Annotated in this window: 19 protein-coding genes; 11 read left to right on the forward strand and 8 right to left on the reverse strand. The window is 32.0% G+C overall.

The features are described 5' to 3' along the window. Positions 1–107: 107 nt before the first annotated feature. Together dnaK and LOS89_RS07595 are read right to left on the reverse strand one after the other, a co-directional pair. A complete protein-coding gene (dnaK, locus tag LOS89_RS07590) occupies positions 108–1994 on the reverse strand; it encodes a molecular chaperone DnaK (protein ID WP_231834682.1) in 1887 nt (628 codons plus the stop codon). Between the two features lie 141 nt (positions 1995–2135). Next, a complete protein-coding gene (locus LOS89_RS07595; protein ID WP_231834683.1) occupies positions 2136–3038 on the reverse strand; it encodes an EamA family transporter in 903 nt (300 codons plus the stop codon). 161 nt (positions 3039–3199) lie between these two features. Between LOS89_RS07595 and LOS89_RS07600 the strand changes: the two genes are divergently transcribed. Both LOS89_RS07600 and LOS89_RS07605 read left to right on the forward strand, forming a co-directional pair. Then, on the forward strand, positions 3200–4615 hold the full coding sequence (locus LOS89_RS07600; RefSeq protein WP_231834684.1) for an L-serine ammonia-lyase: 1416 nt from the start codon (positions 3200–3202) through the stop codon (positions 4613–4615). Continuing rightward, positions 4615–5001: a ribosomal maturation YjgA family protein gene (locus LOS89_RS07605; protein WP_231834685.1), complete on the forward strand. Its 387-nt coding sequence runs from the start codon at positions 4615–4617 to the stop codon at positions 4999–5001. Before LOS89_RS07600 ends, LOS89_RS07605 begins: the two co-directional genes overlap by 1 nt. Here LOS89_RS07605 and LOS89_RS07610 read toward each other — a convergent pair. Together LOS89_RS07610 and nhaD are read right to left on the reverse strand one after the other, a co-directional pair. Continuing rightward, the gene (locus LOS89_RS07610; protein WP_231834686.1) at positions 4963–5397 is read right to left on the reverse strand and encodes a Cif family virulence factor; all 435 of its coding nucleotides are present in this window, start codon (positions 5395–5397) and stop codon (positions 4963–4965) included. The two genes, LOS89_RS07605 and LOS89_RS07610, sit on opposite strands and share 39 nt — an antisense overlap. 10 nt (positions 5398–5407) lie before the next feature. After that, entirely contained in the window at positions 5408–6694 is a 1287-nt protein-coding gene (gene nhaD, locus LOS89_RS07615; protein ID WP_231834687.1) for a sodium:proton antiporter NhaD, read from the reverse strand. A gap of 135 nt (positions 6695–6829) precedes the next feature. Between nhaD and panB the strand changes: the two genes are divergently transcribed. The 5 genes from panB to LOS89_RS07640 all read left to right on the forward strand — a co-directional run bounded on the left by panB (position 6830) and on the right by LOS89_RS07640 (position 12089). Continuing rightward, positions 6830–7648, forward strand: coding sequence for a 3-methyl-2-oxobutanoate hydroxymethyltransferase (gene panB / locus LOS89_RS07620; RefSeq protein ID WP_231834688.1), 819 nt, complete (start codon positions 6830–6832; stop codon positions 7646–7648). 2 nt (positions 7649–7650) lie between these two features. Beyond that, positions 7651–8346 (forward strand): RluA family pseudouridine synthase, encoded by a 696-nt coding sequence (locus tag LOS89_RS07625; RefSeq protein WP_231834689.1) that lies wholly within the window; start codon positions 7651–7653, stop codon positions 8344–8346. A gap of 12 nt (positions 8347–8358) precedes the next feature. Beyond that, on the forward strand, positions 8359–9711 hold the full coding sequence (locus LOS89_RS07630) for a hypothetical protein (protein WP_231834690.1): 1353 nt from the start codon (positions 8359–8361) through the stop codon (positions 9709–9711). A 19-nt stretch (positions 9712–9730) separates the two neighbouring features. Beyond that, positions 9731–10585 (forward strand): KPN_02809 family neutral zinc metallopeptidase, encoded by an 855-nt coding sequence (gene ypfJ, locus LOS89_RS07635; protein WP_231834691.1) that lies wholly within the window; start codon positions 9731–9733, stop codon positions 10583–10585. 148 nt (positions 10586–10733) lie between these two features. Further along, positions 10734–12089: a hydroxymethylglutaryl-CoA synthase family protein gene (locus tag LOS89_RS07640; RefSeq protein ID WP_231834692.1), complete on the forward strand. Its 1356-nt coding sequence runs from the start codon at positions 10734–10736 to the stop codon at positions 12087–12089. Positions 12090–12097: 8 nt separating this feature from the next. On the opposite strand, the gene LOS89_RS07645 is transcribed toward LOS89_RS07640, so the two are convergent. Then, positions 12098–13633: a YifB family Mg chelatase-like AAA ATPase gene (locus LOS89_RS07645; RefSeq protein WP_231834693.1), complete on the reverse strand. Its 1536-nt coding sequence runs from the start codon at positions 13631–13633 to the stop codon at positions 12098–12100. A gap of 138 nt (positions 13634–13771) precedes the next feature. Between LOS89_RS07645 and LOS89_RS07650 the strand changes: the two genes are divergently transcribed. Beyond that, positions 13772–14206, forward strand: coding sequence for a GNAT family N-acetyltransferase (locus LOS89_RS07650; RefSeq protein WP_231834694.1), 435 nt, complete (start codon positions 13772–13774; stop codon positions 14204–14206). A 77-nt stretch (positions 14207–14283) separates the two neighbouring features. Here LOS89_RS07650 and LOS89_RS07655 read toward each other — a convergent pair whose 3' ends face one another. The 3 genes from LOS89_RS07655 to LOS89_RS07665 are packed head-to-tail and all read right to left on the reverse strand — an operon-like array spanning position 14284 to position 18886. After that, entirely contained in the window at positions 14284–16290 is a 2007-nt protein-coding gene (locus tag LOS89_RS07655; protein WP_231834695.1) for a protein-disulfide reductase DsbD family protein, read from the reverse strand. After that, positions 16290–17597, reverse strand: a complete 1308-nt coding sequence (tilS, locus tag LOS89_RS07660; protein WP_231834696.1) for a tRNA lysidine(34) synthetase TilS — start codon at positions 17595–17597, stop codon at positions 16290–16292. Before tilS ends, LOS89_RS07655 begins: the two co-directional genes overlap by 1 nt. 5 nt (positions 17598–17602) lie before the next feature. Next, on the reverse strand, positions 17603–18886 hold the full coding sequence (locus LOS89_RS07665; protein ID WP_231834697.1) for an anthranilate synthase component I family protein: 1284 nt from the start codon (positions 18884–18886) through the stop codon (positions 17603–17605). Positions 18887–19073: 187 nt separating this feature from the next. Between LOS89_RS07665 and LOS89_RS07670 the strand changes: the two genes are divergently transcribed. From LOS89_RS07670 to LOS89_RS07680, 3 genes are all read left to right on the forward strand, one after another. Then, entirely contained in the window at positions 19074–19973 is a 900-nt protein-coding gene (locus LOS89_RS07670) for a DUF4349 domain-containing protein (protein WP_231834698.1), read from the forward strand. Positions 19974–20057: 84 nt separating this feature from the next. Then, the gene (locus LOS89_RS07675; RefSeq protein ID WP_231834699.1) at positions 20058–20435 is read left to right on the forward strand and encodes a DoxX family membrane protein; all 378 of its coding nucleotides are present in this window, start codon (positions 20058–20060) and stop codon (positions 20433–20435) included. A 117-nt stretch (positions 20436–20552) separates the two neighbouring features. After that, the gene (locus tag LOS89_RS07680) at positions 20553–21053 is read left to right on the forward strand and encodes a carboxypeptidase-like regulatory domain-containing protein (protein ID WP_231834700.1); all 501 of its coding nucleotides are present in this window, start codon (positions 20553–20555) and stop codon (positions 21051–21053) included. Positions 21054–21165 lie beyond the last annotated feature (112 nt).

Genomic DNA, 21165 nt, shown 5'->3' on the forward strand with positions numbered 1-21165 from the left:
TAAATTAAGTTCCTAATATACAAAAAAATAGATACGATTGAATTTTATGAAATAAAAAAACCGAATCATTGCTGATTCGGTTTTTAATTTATTTACGTTTAAGTAAATTATTTCACTTCTTCGAAATCTACATCTTGAGTTTGATCTCCTGAAGCATTTGCTTGAGGTTCTGCTTGTGCAGCGCCACCTTCAGCTTGTGCTTTGTACATTTCTTCTGATGCATTTTTCCAAGCTTCGTTGATTTTATCCAAAGCTGGAGTGATAGTTGCAAGATCTTTAGTTTCGTAAGCAGCTTTTAATTCATTTAAAGCACTTTCGATAGCTCCTTTATTTGCCTCTGATAATTTATCTCCAAACTCACCTAATTGTTTTTCTGTTTGGAAAATCATAGAATCAGCTTCGTTTAACTTATCTGCTCTTTCTTTAGCTAATTTGTCTGCTTCTGCATTCATTTCAGCATCTTTTTTCATTTTCTCGATTTCTTCTGGAGTTAATCCTGAAGAAGCTTCGATACGAATATCATGAGATTTTCCTGTTCCTTTATCTGTAGCAGAAACTTTGATGATACCATTCGCATCAATATCGAAAGTTACTTCAATTTGAGGAACTCCTCTTGGTGCTGGTGGAATACCATCTAAATGGAAACGACCAATTGTTTTGTTATCATTTGCCATTGGTCTTTCTCCTTGTAAAACGTGGATTTCTACCGATGGTTGGTTATCTGCTGCTGTTGAGAAAACTTGTGATTTTCTTGTTGGGATAGTCGTATTAGCTTCGATTAATTTTGTCATTACACTTCCCATAGTTTCAATACCTAATGAAAGTGGCGTAACGTCTAATAATAATACGTCTTTTACTTCACCTGTTAAAACTCCACCTTGAATTGCAGCTCCAATTGCTACTACTTCATCAGGATTTACTCCTTTTGATGGTTTTTTGTTGAAGAATTTCTCCACTTGCTCTTGGATAACAGGAATACGAGTTGAACCACCAACTAAGATTACTTCGTCAATATCAGAAACTGATAAACCTGCATCTTTTAACGCTTTAGCAACTGGCTCCATAGAACGTTTTACTAAAGATTCAGCTAATTGCTCGAATTTAGCTCTTGTTAATGTTTGAACTAAGTGTTTTGGTCCAGAAGCCGTAGCTGTTACGTAAGGCAAGTTGATTTCTGTTTGAGTAGAAGCTGATAATTCAATTTTAGCTTTCTCAGCTGCTTCTTTTAAACGTTGTAATGCCATTGGATCTTTACGTAAATCAACACCTTCTGCAGTATTGAATTCGTTAGCTAACCAATCGATAATTACTTGGTCGAAATCATCTCCTCCTAAGTGTGTATCACCATTTGTAGATAATACTTCGAAAACTCCGTCTCCTAATTCTAAGATAGAAATATCAAAAGTACCTCCACCTAAATCGTAAACTGCGATTTTTTGGTCTTTTCCTTGTTTGTCTAATCCATAAGCTAAAGCCGCTGCTGTAGGCTCATTGATAATACGCATTACTTTTAAACCTGCAATTTCACCAGCTTCTTTTGTAGCTTGACGTTGTGCATCGTTAAAGTAAGCTGGAACAGTAATAACTGCTTCAGAAACTGAATGACCTAAATAATCTTCAGCTGTTTTTTTCATTTTTTGAAGTGTCATTGCAGACAATTCTTGTGGTGTATATAAACGACCATCGATATCAACACGAGGTGTATCGTTGTCCCCTTTTACCACTTTGTAAGCTACAGTTGAAGCTTCTTTTGCACTTTCAGAATACTTATTCCCCATGAAACGTTTTACAGAAGCAATCGTTTTTGTTGGGTTAGTTACTGCTTGTCTTTTTGCCGGATCTCCAACTTTAATTTCTCCACCTTCTACAAATGCAATAACAGATGGTGTTGTTCTTTTTCCCTCTGCGTTTGCAATTACAACAGGTTCTCCACCTTCCATTACAGCCACACATGAGTTGGTTGTTCCTAAGTCGATTCCAATAATTTTGCTCATTTTTATACTTGTTAGATTTTAAATTTCAATTTTAAACTCGTGGATACTAATTCAATGATTGTGCCATTACAAAAAATAAGGAAAATTGACAGAAAACAATATTTGTCATGCTAAATAAACTGACAAAATGGCGTTTTAGTACTATTTTTTGACTCTATTTTGTCTTAAATTTGAAAAAGTACTGATGTTAAAAACCAAAATTGATATCAAAATCAAAGAGTAAGAAACAATTTGAGCAACAGAAACTGATTCATGAAAATAGAAAATAGCCAAAAAGAAATGAATTAATGGATTGGCATACATTAAAATTCCTACCGTAGAAGAATTCAAACCTTTTAATGCATAAAGATTTAGAAACAAAGGTATAATCGTAAATAAAATTACAATAATGAAAAGTAAAAAATAGAACAGAAACTCTGTTGGCACTACTCCACCAAAACTTGGATAAAATGGTAATAAAATTGCAGAAGCAATCACCATTTGAATGGTTAAAATCAAAAATTTATCAAAAGAACTATTCTTTCGCTGTGAAACTAAATAAAACCCAAAGCTCAATGCAATAATTACACTATAAATCAAGTCTTGTAAATTCCCATAAGACAATATTGCACAACTAATTACGCAAAGTCCAACAGCTATCCATTGCCAAACATCAATTTTTTCTTTTAATAAGATAAAAGCCAAAACGGTTGTCAAAATTGGACAAATGATATAAGCAAATGAAGCGGATTGTAAACTAACATGATTTATAGCGTAAATGAACAGAAACCAATTCAACACTAACAAAAGTCCTCCTACAATAGTCATAACTATTGCCGATTTCTGTTTTTTCTTTGAAAGTTCTTTAAAAGTTTTCTTAGCATCTAAAACGACTGCTTTTCTAAAAATTAAATTAATTACCAATAAAAAAGCTGTAGCTATAAAAACACGATAAAACAAAATATCCAATGAAGGATAATCAGTTAAAGGCTTCAAAGCCAAGCTAAAAAATCCCCAAATTACAAAGGCACTTAAAGCAGAAACAAAATACTTATTAATTGGCATTCTTTTTTTGTGCAAAAGAACTAAAAAATAAACGAACCAATTCTTAATTTTATGTTATTAATTCAAATTAAAATATAACATTTGAGTACCTTTATGTGTTGGTCAAATTAATTTAATTTTCAATTTTAAAGATTATATTTGCCACCTAAAACGATTTAGTAATGGAATGTATTTCTGTTTTTGACATGCTAAAAATTGGTGTTGGTCCTTCGAGTTCTCATACACTTGGCCCTTGGCGTGCTGCCGAACAATTTTTGAAAGAATTACGCGAGCGTAATCTGATAGATTCTGTAATTGGAGTCAAAGTAGATTTATATGGTTCACTATCATTAACAGGAAAAGGACATGCTACTGATTTAGCAGTAATGCTAGGATTAAGTGGTGCTGATCCAGAATATATTCCAGTTGAAAGTATCGATGTAATTATTTCGGCAATTAAGAATAAAAAAGAAATATTCTTAGGTAATGAAATTTTGATTCCATTTTGCTTTGAAACTGATATTGTTTTCAATAGAAATTTCCTTCCTTTTCATGCCAATGGATTAACGTTTACCGCAAAAACAGATAAAGAAGTTTTCTCGGAAACCTACTATTCTATTGGTGGTGGATTTGTTGTTAAAGAAAAAGAAGAAACCAATAAAGAAGAAATTTTACATACTTTGCCATTTCCTATTGAAAAGTCTGAAGAATTATTAGCCTTTTGTAAATCGGAAAACAAAAAGATATCTGAAATCGTTTATGAAAACGAGAAGACCATGCGTAGCGAAGAAGAAATTCATGACGAATTGCTACGTATTTGGGATACCATGTTAGAATGCATGTACATTGGTTGTCATACCGAAGGTATTCTTCCTGGCGGATTAAATGTTAGAAGAAGAGCTTACGATATGCATAAAAACTTAATCGGAGTTTTACCCTACGATAATCCTTATTCTTGGTTGCAAATTATTCGTCAAACGGAAGTAAAATTTAGACAAATTTTAAAATGGGTAAGCTGTTTTGCTTTAGCCGTTAACGAAGTAAATGCTTCTCTAGGACGTGTAGTTACTGCACCTACAAACGGAAGTGCTGGCGTTATTCCTGCAGTTTTAATGTACTATTTGGTAATCGAAAATCATGAAGCTGGAGAGAAAGAGATTAAACAATTTTTAATGGTTGCTGGCGAAATTGGTTCTATCTTCAAAAAAGGAGCTACTATTTCTGCTGCAATGGGTGGTTGTCAAGCTGAAATTGGAGTTTCAAGTGCTATGGCAGCTGCTGCTTTATGTGAAGTTATGGGCGGAACTCCTGCTCAAGTAACAATGGCTGCTGAAATTGCTATGGAACATCATTTAGGATTAACTTGTGACCCAATTGGTGGTTTGGTTCAAATTCCATGTATTGAAAGAAATACAATGGGCGCTATTAAAGCAATTAATGCTGCTGAATTAGCTTTAGAAACAGATGCTTTAAATGCAAAAGTACCTTTGGATAAAGTAATTAATACGATGTGGCAAACTGCAAAAGATATGAATTCTAAATACAAAGAAACATCTGAAGGAGGTTTAGCAGTTGCTGTAAACATGGCAGATTGTTAATGAAGAAATCCAGAATCTTTTATTTTATAATAGTAATTCTTGTTGTATTATTAGGAATAACATCAAGAAAAATAACTGGAATACCTTTATTTATAGGAGATATTTTATATGCTGTTCTAATTTATTTTGGATTCCGTTTTTTATTGATTACTTTAAAAAAGTCAACTTCACTCCTACTAAGTTTGCTTTTCTGTTTTGGAATTGAAATTTTACAATTGGTTCAAATTGATTGGCTAATTACTATTAGAAAAACAACTTTAGGTCATTACGTCTTGGGCGAAGGTTTTCTTTGGTCAGATTTACTTTGCTATATTATTGGAACTTCAATAGCTTTTTTGATTGATCATTTATTTCTTTCTTCTCGTATCAATCAAATGAATAATTAACCATTTTCCGTTATCGTTGTATAATGTGAATGCATTTGCACCTATGTGACTCAACTTATCGTTTACGTAAAATTCGTAAGGAGTCCAAACATGAGCTAAATTGCCATCAATTTCAACTTTATAATCGGTTAACTTTTCTAAAAACTTCAGATTTGAAGGAATTGTAGCAATTGAATTTAGAAACTCATCTAGCTTTTCATCTTTCAACTTATTCCCTTCTTTTGTATTTGCAATTGTTCGCATTACAATTTCAGAATGACACAATTGTCTTAAAGCTGTTGTATCTTTAGCATGAAATGCGGTAAAAAAATCTTCCACAACTTTTTTTGGAGTTGCGTCTTGAGCCATTAAAACTCCTGAAAAACTAAAAACAATAAAAAATACAATTGATCTCATAAACGTCATTTTAATGAATTAGTAACGTTTGTATCAAATATGTTACAATTCCAGCGATATAACCTGCTACAGCTAAAGGAGTTATTTTTTTCAAATACCACATAAAAGTAATTTTTTCTTTTTCCATAACTGCTATTCCAGCTGCAGATCCAATTACTAACATACTACCACCTGTTCCTGCACATAAAGCAATAAATTCCCATAATGAATTATCCATAGGATAAGTAGTAAGCGGAAACATTCCTTGAGTTGCTGCAACCAAACTTCCATTATCTACAATAGATGATAAAAAGCCTATTGCAATTACCATAGAATTTACATTTGGTAAATGAGCTAATAATATATTGGCTAATTCCCTTAATAGTCCAACTTCTTGCAAAGCAAATACCATTAATAAAATTCCCATAAAGTATAAAATTGAACTAATGTCAACTTTTGATAACGCATAAGCTACCGAAAATTTATCTTTTTCTTCTTGAGGTTTATTTCTATGATACACTATCGAAACTAAAGAAACCATAGAAAGCGAAATTAAAACTCCGATAAATGGTGGCAAACCAGTTAACGCTTTAATAATTGGTACCAAAACTAGTCCTATAACTCCAGCAACAAAAACACTCATACTACCTCGCATTTTTTCTTCCTGCTTAACTTGTGCCATAGAAACCTGAGCTCTTAAAACTGCAAATCCTCTCATTCTAAAACTTGCAATTACAACCGGAACTAACAATACCATGATTGATGGCAAAATTAACGCCTTAACAATTCCAAAAGAACTTACTTGTCCTCCAATCCATAACAACGTAGTTGTAACGTCACCTATCGGACTAAAAGCACCACCAGCATTAGCCGCAATAACAACTATTCCGGTTAATATCATTCTTATCTCGCTCTTTGGCATTAACTTTCGCAATAAAGTCACCATAATAATTGCTGTTGCCAAGTTGTCCAATAATGCCGATAAAACAAACGTGATAAAAGCCACTATCCATAACAATTGAAATACAGAAGTTGTTCTAATTCTGCTTGTTATAACTGTAAACCCTTTGTGAATATCAATTAACTCAACAATCGTCATTGCTCCCATTAAAAATATTAGCAATCCAGAAATTTCACCAAAAAAGTGCATTAATTTTTCAGTAACTAAATGTTGATCATCATGACTAAATAATGCAATAACAACCCAACAAAATGTTCCTGTTAATAGCGCTGATATTGTTTTATTTATTCTAATTGGAGATTCAAGGATAACAGATAAGTATCCGAAAATTGTGACTGCAAGTAATATTGTTATCATTTTATGATATAGTGTTAAAAGTGGTACTAATTTAATAGATTAAATCAATATAAATTTAATATTAGGCAAATATTTTTTTAGAGTTTTAAAAAAGAAAATAACATTTATTACATTTGTACTATAAAGAAAAAAATTATGTCTGTAGCTAAAAAAGATTACAAAAGAATTACAACTAAAACTCTTATTGAAATGAAAGAAAATGGAGAAAAAATCTCCATGCTTACATCCTATGATTTTACAATGGCAAAAATTGTAGATTCAGCTGGAGTTGATGTAATTTTAGTTGGTGATTCTGCAAGTAATGTTATGGCAGGACATGAAACTACGCTTCCAATAACACTTGACCAAATGATTTACCATGCATCTAGTGTTGTAAGAGCTTGTGACAGAGCTTTAGTCGTTGTAGATTTACCTTTTGGAAGTTATCAATCAGATTCAAAAGAAGCATTGCGTTCGGCAATCAGAATCATGAAAGAAAGTGGCGGACATGCTGTAAAACTTGAAGGTGGTAGCGAAATTAAAGATTCCATCAAAAAAATCTTAAATGCTGGTATTCCTGTTATGGGACATTTAGGATTAACACCACAATCTATTTATAAATTTGGAACTTACACAGTAAGAGCTAAAGAAGATGCTGAAGCAGAAAAACTAATTGAAGATGCTAAAATGCTAGAAAGATTAGGTTGTTTTTCTTTAGTATTGGAAAAAATTCCTGCAAAATTAGCTGAACAAGTAGCAAAAAGTATTTCGATTCCTGTTATTGGAATTGGTGCTGGTGGAGGTGTTGATGGTCAGGTGCTTGTAATTCATGATATGTTAGGTATGAATAACGAGTTTAGTCCAAGATTCTTGCGTCGTTATTTGAATTTATACGAACAAATGACAAATGCAATTGGACAGTATGTTACCGATGTAAAATCTCAGGATTTTCCTAATGCTAACGAACAATATTAATTGTGTCTGTAAAAGAAATTTCAACTAAAGACAACCTTCAAATCCTTCATGAGGACAATCATATAATTGTCATCAATAAACGTGTTGGCGATATTGTTCAAGGTGACAAAACGGGCGACAAACCTTTATCTGATGTTGTAAAAGAATACATAAAAGTTAAATATAATAAACCTGGAGATGTATTTCTAGGTGTTGTTCATCGTTTAGATAGACCAACTACTGGTATTGTAGTATTTGCCAAAACTTCAAAAGCGCTTTCTCGCTTAAATGAAACTTTTAAAAATAGAGAAACTCAAAAAACATATTGGGCAGTTGTAAAAAACTGTCCACCTAAAGAAAAAGATACTTTAGTTCATTTTTTAAAAAGAAATCCAAAAAACAATACTTCAAAAGCACATTTAAAAGAAGTTCCAGATAGTAAAAAAGCAAGTTTAAGTTATCAAATAATAAAAAAATTAGACAATTATTTTGTGCTTGAAATCGATTTACATACCGGAAGACACCACCAAATTAGAGCACAACTACAAGCAATAGGATGTCCTATAAAAGGTGACTTAAAATATGGTTTTGACAGAAGTAACCCAGATGGTGGTATTCATTTACATGCCAAAAAGTTAGTGTTAAAACATCCTGTTTCAAAAGAAATTATTATTTTTAATGCACCTACACCAAAAGATCCAATTTGGAATTCACTATAACTTTTAATAACTATGAAAAAAACAATTCTATCTCTATCGCTACTTTTAGGATGTTTTTCCTATTCACAAGAACATTTCTCAGGTATTTCTACTTCTAAGCGAGGTGGGCTTTTAAATGCCAATAACAATCCTGCCGAATTAGTGAACATGAGCACAAAATTTGAAGTAAATGCTTTTAATTTCTCATTAGGAATGGCTAACAACAAATTAAGTTTTAGCGATTTGGTTAGTGGTGACAATTTAGAAGATAAAATCTTTGAAGGAAATGAAGCGGTAAATTTAAGATTAGATGCACAAATTTTCGGACCATCATTTGCCATGAAATACAAAAAATGGGGATTTGGATTAACTTCTGTAGCCAATGTTAAAGCCAATGTGATTAATGTAGACCCTAAATTAGGTGATGCAATTCAGAATGGGGAATTGAGTAATATTTTTTCACAAACTGAAATTTCATCAAATGATAATCAAAGATTAAATGCAACAACTTGGGGTGAAATTGATTTAACTATTGCAAGAAACCTAATCGATTTACCAAAACATAAATTAAATGTTGGTACTAATTTAAGATTATTATTTCCCGGAGCTTACGCTAACTTTTCTGCTACCAACTTAAACGGAACAATCGTAAACAATTTTGGAGATATTTCATTAGTTGATGCTTCTGCGAACATTAATATTGCTTATGCAGGCGTTTTAGCAAATGATTATAATGATCAAGGCAATTACAACGAATTTTTCTCTCAAGGAATAAATGGATTTGCAGCTGATTTAGCTGTGAATTATCGTTGGAAAGACGAAAATGATCCTGCTAGTTATCGTTTAAACGCAGGTTTGTCTATAAAAAATATCGGTTCCATGACTTTTAAATCAGATAACAATTTGAGTAAAAACTACATTTTAGATGTTAGTGGTTTAGAAAGTTTGGATTTAAATCAATTTGAAAACGTGGAAAGTTTAACTGAAATTGAAGCCATTTTGAATGATCCAGTAAATGCAGCTTATTTTCAATCAACTTCTAGTACTGATGATTATACGGTAAAATTACCAACAGTTATTAATGCTTACGCAGATGTACGATTAACAAAAAAATGGTTTGTAACAGGAAGTATTTATCAAAAAGTAAATGATGATTCAGAAAGTGATTTTATAACAACTCAAAATTCTTATACTTTAATTCCTAGATTTACAACTAAATGGTTTGAAGCTTATGCTCCTTTAGCAGCTAATGAAATTTCTGGATTTACAAGTGGAATTGGTTTTAGATTATCTGGATTTTTTATTGGTTCAAATAGTGTTTTCACAGCATTAGCAGATAGCGGAAAACAAGCAGATTTATATTTAGGAGTTCGATTCGGATTTTAATTAATTAAAAATAAATAATATGAAATGGAAAGGTAGACGTCAAAGTGACAACGTAGAAGACAGAAGAGGAATGTCGGGCGGTGGAAAAGTAGTTGCTGGTGGTGGTGCCATCGCAATAGTATTCTTTTTAGTAAAAATGTTTTTCCCAGAGGCAGCTCCTTTCGTTGATACAATCCAACAAAGTCAAGGTGGGCAACAAACAGAACAAGTTGAACAAAGAGAATTAACACCTGAAGAAAAAGAAATGGGTGAATTTGTAAAAACTGTTTTTGCTGATACTGAAGATATTTGGACTAAAATATTCGAAGAAAACAATCTTGGCACTTACAAACAACCAAAAATGGTTTTATTTACAGGTTCTGTAGAAACTGCTTGTGGTGGTGCTAGTTCAGCTTCAGGTCCATTCTATTGCCCTGGAGATCATAAAGTATATATGGATTTGGCTTTCTTTGAAGAATTAAGAACCCGTTTTGGTGCAAAAGGTGGCGATTTTGCCATTGCTTATGTAATTGCTCACGAAGTAGGACATCATGTGCAAACTGTTTTAGGAACTTCAGGAAAAGTACGCAAACTACAACAAGGAAGAAGTGAAGCTAAGGCTAATAAACTTTCAGTTTGTTTGGAATTACAGGCCGATTTTTATGGCGGTTTATGGGCACACTACAATCAGAAATATTTAGAAGAAGGTGATATTGATGAGGCTTTAAGTGCTGCTCATGCTGTAGGTGACGATGCAATTCAAAGTAAAATGCAAGGTCATGTTGTACCTGATTCATTTACTCATGGTTCATCTGAACAACGTATGAAATGGTTCATGAGAGGTTTTAAATCGGGTGACATTAATCAAGGTGATACCTTTTCTGAAGAATTATAATTTTAATTACCTATTTTTTTAAATTAGATAAAAAATAGATATTGATTTTAGATAATTCGTAAAACGAAAAATACAATCGAATTTTTAAGGTATGTTCAAGCAGTTTTTGAACATACCTTTTTTATTTTTGGAAAAATAAAATTATAAAATGAAAGTAGGAATCGACGCGATACAATTTGAAATCCCAAAAATTTACTTACCCATTTCAACCTTAGCACATCACAGAAATATTGAAGCTGATAAATTAATAAAAGGTCTTGGTTTACATAAAATGAGTTTTTTAGATGTGAATCAAGATATTGTAACTCTAGGTGCAAATGCTTTATTAAAACTTATTGAACAAGAAAATATCAACCTTTCTGAGATTTCTAAAATTTATGTTGGAACAGAAAGCGGTGTGGATAACTCAAAACCTATTGCTTCTTATATTCTAAATTTAATTGAACAAAAGCTAGGTGCAAATGCACTTCAAAACTGCGATGTTGTTGATTTAACTTTCGCTTGTATTGGTGCTGTTGATGCTTTACAAACTTGTACCGACTACATTAGATTACATCCAAATAAAAAAGCCATTGTAATTGCAACTGACAACGCTAAATATGATTTAAATTCGACTGGTGAATATACTCAAGGAGCTGGTGCAATTGCGATGCTTATAACGGCAAATCCTAAAATTGTAGCTTTCTCAAATGAAACGGGTGTTTCTACCGAAGGTGTTTTTGATTTTTTTAAACCAAAACAAACCATCAATAAAAATGCAATTACAGGAAATGAAGCAAATGAAAATTGGTTTGATATTTTAGAATCAGAAGTTACCGTAATCAAAGAACAACCAGTTTTTGATGGACAATATTCCAATCAATGTTATATCAATCGAATTACTGCTGCTTATGAAAACTATAAAAAAGAAAGCAATCAAACTGATGTAATTTTCAATAATTGGAATTTAATTTTAATGCACCTTCCCTACTGTTTTCAAGGTAGAAGAACTTTCATCGAAATTTTTGCTAATGAAAATCCCGATTTGTTAAACCAACAAGAAGGCGAAACAGTAAAAGATAAAATAAGAGCATTGTCAAAATCACCAGAATATTTGGCACTGGTAAATTCAAAAATATATCCTTCTGAAATTGCTTCAGGTTCTGTAGGCAATATTTATACTGGTTCTATTTTTCTAGGTTTACTTTCGGCTTTGTATTATTCGGCAACAGAAAGTGCTGATTTAGTTTCTAAAAAAATAGGATTTATTGCCTATGGAAGCGGTTCAAAATCAAAAGTTTTTGAAGGCGAAATTCAAGCGCATTGGAAAGAAACAATATTAAAAACCAACTTAACTGAACAACTTGAACATAGAGTTCCAATTGATTTTGAAACCTATGAAAAACTACACAAAAAAGAACAAAAAACTCCTGTTTTAGAGGCTAAAAACGAATTCGTATTGGATTATATTGAAAATAATAATCCTGTTTTAAAAGGCGCTCGATATTATAAATTTGTAGAATAAGGTTGGTTTTATCCCAACCAACCTTCTCTATCTAAACTTCTATACTGAATTGCTTCTGCAATATGGTGCGACTGAATGCTTTCAGAAGTTTCCAAATCGGCAATTGTTCTGGCAACTTTCAAAATTCTATCATAAGCTCTTGCCGATAAATTCAATCGTTCCATAGCCGTTTTAAGTAATTGCAACGAAACCTCATCTAAAACACAAAATTCACGGATAAGTTTGCTACTCATTTGTGCATTATAATGAATGTGATCTAAATTTTCAAAACGTACCGATTGAATAACTCTTGCTTTTGTAACACGTTTTCTAATTTCGGCACTACTCTCTGCTTTTCTTGTTTCAGTTAGTTTTTCAAATGGAACTGGAGTAACTTCAATATGAATATCAATTCTATCTAAAAGCGGTCCCGATATTTTACTCAAATAACGTTGCATTTCCATTGGAGATGATGTAACAGGTGCATTTGGATCATTAAAATAACCGCCAGGACTTGGGTTCATACTTGCAACCAACATAAACGAAGATGGATACGTTATGGTAAATTTAGCTCTTGAAATCGTTACTTCCCTATCTTCTAAAGGTTGACGCATAACTTCTAAAACTTCTCGTTTAAATTCTGGTAATTCATCTAAAAATAAAACACCGTTATGTGCTAATGAAATTTCACCAGGCTGTGGATAACTTCCGCCTCCGACTAATGAAACCGAACTTGCCGTATGATGTGGACTTCTAAAAGGACGCTGTGCCATTAAACCTATTGCAGCCGTCTTACCTGCTACCGAATGAATTTTAGTAGTTTCTAAAGCTTCTCTCATCGTCATCGGCGGCAAAATACTTGGCAATCGTTTTGCTAACATCGTTTTCCCTGAACCTGGTGGACCAATCAAAATAATATTATGACCACCAGCTGCTGCAATTTCCATGCAACGTTTTATTGATTCTTGTCCTTTGACATCAGCAAAATCATGTTCTGGGAAATCGAGAATTTTACAAAATTCTTCAGAGGTATCAATTTTCGTGGGTTGCAACTCTTCTTTCCCTTCAAAAAAGCGAATTACCTGCAATACATTCTCAACTCCATAAACATCAAGTCCATCAACGATTGCTGCTTCTTTCACATTCTGAAAAGGTAAAATCAAACCTTTAAAACCTTCTTCTTTAGCTTTAATTGCTATTGATAACGCTCCTTTTATGGGTTGTAAACCTCCATCTAAAGATAATTCACCCATGATAACATAGTTGTGAATTTCTTCGGATTTAATTTGAGAAGAAGCCGCTAAAATACCAACAGCTAATGTGAGGTCGTAAGCAGAACCTTCTTTTCTTAAATCGGCCGGAGCCATATTAATGGTGATTTTCTTTCCGGGCAGATTGTACCCATTATTTTTTAGAGCGGCAGCAATACGATAACTGCTTTCTTTGATTGCGGAATCTGGTAATCCTACCAAGTGGTAGCCGATTCCTTTATCGATATTAACTTCTACAGTAATATTCGTGGCTTCAACGCCAAATACGGCGCTTCCAAATACTTTTACTAACATGGCTTATACTAAATTAAATGGCTTATAATGATACAAATATAGAAAAAGTATTGAAAAAAATAACTTTTTTATGAATTAGTCAATCTGTTGGCAATTCAATACTTTTGTACTTCGTATTTACTACTATTACTTTTATTTATGAATTTCACCTATATCAATGCTGCTACAGGAGCTTCAAAACAGTTTCCAAACAAAACAATTACCCACTTTTTATATACACATCTTGAAGAATTTGGAGATACCGAAGAAGACATTCAAAAATGCATTGATTATGTTTTAAATCCGAATAAAGGTGGACAAATTATCATTGGAACAGATGAAGAAAAAATCGTAGGAATAGTTATTTTAAATAATACAGGAATGAAAGATTATATTCCTGAAAACATATTGGTTTATATTGCTATTGACAACTCAAAAAGAGGAAAAGGTTATGGAAAAAAACTTATGGAAAAAGCTATTTCTTCTGTTGAAGGTAATATTGCGCTTCATGTTGAACCTAATAATCCAGCTAAAGCCTTGTATGAAAAACTTGGTTTTACCAATAAGTACTTAGAAATGCGATTGATAAAATAATTTGTATTAAAAATCAATAACTTTCAGTTACTCTAAATAAAAATCCCAATCGTTTGATTGGGATTTTTATTTCATAATTATTTTTTAAAAGCGGCTACACCTTCTTCTAACCATTTTTTGTATTCATCAACATCAGGTGTGTAACCTACTGGAGAAGAAATATCTTTACCATCTGCATCCAAAATAATGTAATATGGCTGTGCATTGTTTTTATAACGTGTAATTTGATAATCGCTCCATTTATTTCCAATAGTTACGATTTCTTTACCTGTTTCTTTAGAAACATATTGTTCTTCTTTTGGTAATTCTCTTTTATCATCAACATATAAAGAAACCAAAACAACTTTTTCTTTCAAAATAGCTAGTACTTCTGGTTTTGACCAAACAAAGTCTTCCATTTTTCTACAATTTACACAAGCGTGACCTGTGAAATCTAATAAAATAGGTTTACCTACCTTTTTTGCATAAGCTAAACCATGTTCGTAATCATGAAAGGCAATAATTCCGTGAGGTCCTAAATGCGCGTGTTCTGGTAACTCTATTCCAGAAGTAGTACCTCCTGATTTTCCTATTCCATTTGGACTTTCGCTATACGTCATTGGTGGTGGGAAACCTGATATGATTTTTAGAGGTGCTCCCCATAATCCCGGAATTAGATATATTGTAAAAATCGTTACAAAAATTGCCATGAATAAACGTCCAACAGACAAATGCGACATTGGACTATCGTGAGGTAATGTTAATTTTCCAAATAAATAAGCTGCCCAACAACCGAAAATTGCAATCCAAATCCCTAAAAACACTTCTCTTTCTAATAAGTGAGCTTGAACTACTAAATCTGCATTTGATAAAAATTTAAAAGCTAAAGCCAATTCTAAAAATCCTAATGAAACTTTAACAGTATTTAACCATCCACCTGATTTAGGCAATGAATTCATCCAACCTGGGAACATGGCAAACAACATAAAAGGTAATGCTAATGCTGAAGAAAAACCTAACATTCCAACAATTGGAGCAAATCCGCCTTTTGAAGCAGCTTCTACTAATAAAGTTCCTACAATTGGACCTGTACAAGAAAATGACACAATAGCCAAAGCTAAAGCCATAAACAATATACCTACAAATCCTCCTCTATCTGCTTGTTGATCAACTTTGTTTGCCCAAGAATTTGGTAAAACAATTTCGAAAGCTCCTAAGAAAGAGGCTGCAAAAAACACTAATAAAAAGAAGAATATTAAATTAAACCAAACGTTCGTAGATAATGCATTTAATGAATCGGCACCAAAAATTCCTGTTACTAATGAACCTAAAATAACATAAATTAGAATAATAGAAACTCCGTATAAAATAGCATTTCTTTTACCCTCAGCTTTTGTTTTACTTTGTTTTGTAAAGAAACTTACTGTCATTGGAATCATTGGGAAAACACAAGGTGTTAACAATGCAGCAAATCCACCAATAAAAGCTAAAAAGAAAATAGACCATAATCCTTTTTTTTCTTCTTTTGGAGCTGAAGTTGCTACAACTTCTTTTTCCTGTGTTTTTGAAGTTTCACTAGCAACTGCTGTTGAATCTAATTTAGTTGTTGCAGTTGAATCAACTACTTCACTTGCAACCGTTTCAACAGCTGCTGTTTTGATTTCAGGTAAAGTAAAGGTAAATGTGTTGTCGCCTTGAATACATTGTTCTTTACAAACCTGATATTCTACATAAACCTTAACGTTTTTTAGTTTTTGATTGGTAACCTTAATCGTTTGTTTAAAAGTAACTTTCTTAGCAAAATAGTATTCGTCTACTTCAAAAATATCGTTGTATACTTTTTTATAAGGGCTTTCGCTAGTTTTCCCAACCAATTGATAATTTCCTTTTGATTCTTTAAAAGTAAAAACTGTTGGTTGTGAACCTCCTTCAGGTGTAAACTGAGAATACAAATGCCATTCATCTTCAATAGCTGCTTCCATAATAAGAACAAATTCATTCTCCGATTTTTGTTCAACTTTTGAAGTCCATTTTACAGGATTAAAAATTTGAGAATATCCTAAAAAGGAAAATAATAAAGTCAGTATTAAAACTATTTTTTTCATTAGGTTAAGTCTATTTTTATAATTTGTTGTGTTGTGTTTGTTGCTATATGTCGATTATCTGCTCTTTTTCCTATTACCCAAACAATTTGGTTTTCTGAACACAATAACCATTGGTTTTCTTTATCTAAGAGTGAATACTTTTCGTCTTTAAAATATTTACTCAATTTCTTTTTTCCACTCATTCCCGAAGGATAAAAATAATCTCCTTCATGCCATTTTCTTACTACCAAAGGAAATTTGATTTTATCTTCGTCCACAAATATACAATTTGAATTTGTTTCAAAAATGTTAACTACACGACTAAAAGCGAGTTTTAAGGGAATATTAACTTTACGCTCAAAAGATTCAATTAGATAAAAATTGTCATTTAGGGTATGTTTTTTTGAAGAAAGCAATAATTGATCTCTATCTTTTAGTAAAATATGGGTTTCTGAAAAAACTTGTTTCCCCGATTGAGCATAAACCAATTCGTAAATATCATTCCATGCTGTAAAACCGTATTGATTTAGCCATTGAAACAAATAAGCTGTGTAATTTTTGTATTGCAACAGTAATGGAATATCAAAAGAAATGGTAGTTCCTTTTTCCTGAGCAACATCTTTATATACCATTTGTGAAGCATCTTGAATTAACGTTTCTACCTCTTGCAAATGATTTAAAGTGTTTTTAAAACTGTTTAAAAAACTCGGATTTAATTCTTTTAAGATAGGAATTACATCATGACGTAATTTGTTCCTTACGTATTTATTTGAAGCATTACTGGAATCTTCTCTCCATTGAATTGAATTTTCTTTAGCATATTCTTCAATTTCAATCCTAGAAAATGGTAATAAAGGCCTGATGATTTTATCATTTCGTTCTGGAATTCCGGTTAAACCTTCAATTCCGGTCCCGCGACTCAAATTAATTAGAAACGTTTCTAAACTATCGTCTAAATGATGCGCTGTTGCTAAAAATGAAACATTATTTTCTTGCAATTGCTCATAAAACCATCTGTATCGCAAATTTCTAGCCGTAATTTGAATTGACTCCTTTTCTGTTTGAGCAACATCTTTCGTGTCAAAACAAATTGTTTTATACTTTACGAAATTTTTATTGCTATAGGATTCAACAAATTCCATATCTCCATCGCTTTCATCATCACGAAGCTTAAAATTACAATGTAAAATTTCAAAATCTAATTTAAGTTTTAAACATAAATCCACCAAAACCATACTGTCAATCCCTCCACTTACGGCAATATAAAACTTCTCCTTAGTTAAAAAAGGAAAGTTGGATTGAATATGTTTTGTGAATTTTTCTAACATCAATTTTATTTTAAAACTTCAAACATAGCATTGGCTTTTAGCAAACATTCCGCATATTCATTTTCTGGAATAGCTTGAGAAGTAATGGCACTTCCTACCGAAAAGGAAAGATATTGTTTTTTTTCATTGTATAAAATACTGCGGATAACCACATTAAAATCAAAATCTCCAGTTGGTGTAAAATACCCAACTGCTCCGCTATACAAACCTCTTTTCGTTTCTTCTAATTCTTCGATTATTTTCATAGCCGAAATTTTAGGCGCACCGGTCATGCTTCCCATTGGAAATGTCGTTCTGATAATTTCGACAGGAGAAGTTGTATTTTCAACCTGAGAAACAACAGTTGAAATCATTTGATGTACTTGTTTAAAAGTATAAACTTCACACAATTCTTCAACTACTACGCTTCCTTTTGTGGCTGTATGTGATAAATCGTTTCGAACCAAATCAACAATCATAATGTTTTCGGAGCGCTCTTTTTCATTTTGAGCCAAATTGAATTTTAACACATCATCTTCGTCATAATTGGCCCCACGCCGAGTGGTTCCTTTTATGGGTTGCGAAATCACTTTTGTATCTTCTTTACGCAAATAGCGCTCTGGTGAAGCTGAAAGTAAATACTGAAAATTATTTTTAAAGTAAACCGCAAATGGTGGTTCTGAAATTGCGTTTAATTTTTGGTAAATGTCTAGCGGTTCAATTTGAGCATCTTCAGCAAAAAACTCCATACAAAAATTAGCTTCATAAATGTCGCCTCTATGAATATATTCCAACATTTTGGAAACTTTAGAAAGATATCTTTCTTTTGAAATGCGTTGTTTTACCTCAACTTCTGATGATTGAACACTAAATACCAAACATTGAATTATTTCTTCAAAATCCGATTCCATTTCATCATCACACATTCTCAAATATTGCATTTCCAATTGATTGCCTTTTATCAAGAACAACTTTTTTGGCTGAAAGAAAAACAAATCTGGAAAATCTAATTTGTCAAAATTTCTAGAAGTTAAATCTTCTGTATCGTTTTTTAAATCATAAGACAAATATCCAAATAACCAATCTTTAGCCTGACTTTGGTACTGATACAAATCTTGAAAAGCATTTTCGTAATCAGTTTTTATAGATGTAAAAGCATCAACAGCCAATACAGCATCATAACTTGAATACTTTTGATGGTAATTATTAGAATCTAAAAAAACGACTTCTCTGTGTTGGTTAGCCCAAATTAAAAGTTGCTTTTTCAAATCTGAAAATTGGGAAATATCTTTAGTAATTACGGTTCTCAAACTAGAAAATTTATATTCCAAAAGTACAACAAAAAAATAGTTGTTGAAAATGAAGATACTTGTTAAAATTTGGCACGATTTTTATTCTTGCTTCGATAAGCTAATCCAATTAAAAATTCATTTCTATTGATTCTAAAATTACTCTTATCAAAAATCAATTAATCAATAATTTTAAAAATGAATTTTTATGAACAAAAACACCAAAATCGTATTGGCTTTACTAGCATTTGGACTTATCTTATCTTGTAAAGAATCTGCAGAAAGCAGAGAAGCAGCTTCAGATTATTCTTTAGCTGAATCGGCAGATAGCACTAGCGTAATTTCTTCATCAGCAGCTGTTGAAAATAAAAACAGTAATCGTAAATTTGTTCGAACGGCTGATATTAAATTCAAGGTAAAAAACGTCGCCAAATCGACTTATGTGATTGAAGATGCAACTACGAAATTTGGTGGATTTGTAACTTTTACAAAATTAGAAAGTAACATTTACAGTGTAGATAAAACCAAAGTGAGTCAGGATAGTACTTTAGTGACTACAAAATACAAAGTAGATAACAACATTACGATTCGTGTTCCGAATACCAAAATGGATACGGTGATTAAAACCATTGCAAAACAAATTCACTTTTTGGATTATCGCATCATTAAAGCGGATGATGTTTCCTTACAAATGTTATCCAATGAATTAGCGCAAAAAAGAAGTAATTCTTCAGAAAAACGATTGGAAAATGCTATTGATTTAAAAGGAAAGAAACTCAATCAAGTGGTAAAAGCAGAAGAAACGTTAGATGCTAAAAAAGAACAAAATGACGCTTCAAAAATGCAGAATTTAGCACTTCAAGATCAAGTGAATTTTAGTACATTGACTTTAAACATTTACCAAGACGAAAGCATAAAACAAGAAATGGTAGCTAATGAAAAAAGCATCAACGCTTACCGACCAAATATTGGTTTACAAATTTGGGACAGTGTAAAAACGGGTTGGTTTATGTTAGAACACATTATAGCATTTGTTGTAGTGCTTTGGCCATTTGCTTTGATTGGGTTTTTAGGATTTCTAGGTTACAAAAAGTTTTTAAAAAAGTAAGATATAAGCCATCAGGAAACTGATGGTTTTTTTGTATGAATAATTTGCTATATTTGAGATAACTAACCAAAAACTATTCAAACTATGAAAATTGCAACTATTATTGTTCGAGTACTTTTAGGAGCGATGATGCTTTTTGCTTCTATTTCTTATTTTTTCAATTTAATGGGAGAACAACCAGTACCTACTGGAGATTTAGCTACGTTAATGGCAGGCTTTATGGCTTCTAAGTACATTTTTCCTGTAGCAAAAGCAGTAGAACTATTAGCTGGGTTAATGCTAGTAAGTGGTAAATTTGTTCGACTAGGAACCATTATTTTATTACCAATAAGCATCAATATCTTTTTAATTCATGTTATGGTTACTGGAGCGGATATTCCAATGGCTGCTGCAATTTTACTTGCTAATGTGTTTTTAATTTATGCTAACTGGGACAGTTATAAAGAAATTGTAAAACCATAATTTATAAAATAATAAAACTGATTTTTATCATACATATACACCTGAATTTAGGTAGCTATGTATGATTTTGTCATACATATATACAAGTTAGCCGTTATTTTGCAGGAAAACCTAAAAATGAAAAAAATATTTAAAACAATTCTTGTTATAATTCTGATTTTTATCACGTTACTTTTCATTCGCCCTCAAAAGGTAATTTATGAAGCGAATGTTAATGGAAAAGTAGTTGATGAACAAAATAGACCAGTTCCAAATGCAACAGTTTACAGAATAGAAAAAGAATATTACATAGACGAAAAGATTGGCTCCAATGAATCTAGAGATTTGAGAACTGAAAGTGTTAAAACGGACAGAAATGGAAACTTCAAGTTTTATGAAAAATCAAGAATAGATTGGTTTCATACACCATTAGATTTGCCAATTGCCTATTGTTATGCGGAATTCGAAATTAAAAAAAGTGGATATGAATTTTATAAAACAAAGTTTGGCGAGTTTGAACAATACAGAATTGAAAATTGTTACGCTTGTGAAAAAGTTTTGTTTAAGCCTATTATTACGTTGAAAAAGGGAAAAGAAATAGAAACAAGAAACAGAATTGAAAACAGAACAGAAAAATAAAAACAACGGCTAACAGCAGTTTGGCAAAATGGCGGGTTTAGTGCAAAACTCAACATTTGGACTTCGATTTCCGCCACTTCGCCAAGCTGCAAAACGTTAAAAGAATTACAAA

Origin of the sequence: Flavobacterium channae, assembly GCF_021172165.1 — a bacterium.
Lineage (GTDB): Bacteria > Bacteroidota > Bacteroidia > Flavobacteriales > Flavobacteriaceae > Flavobacterium > Flavobacterium channae.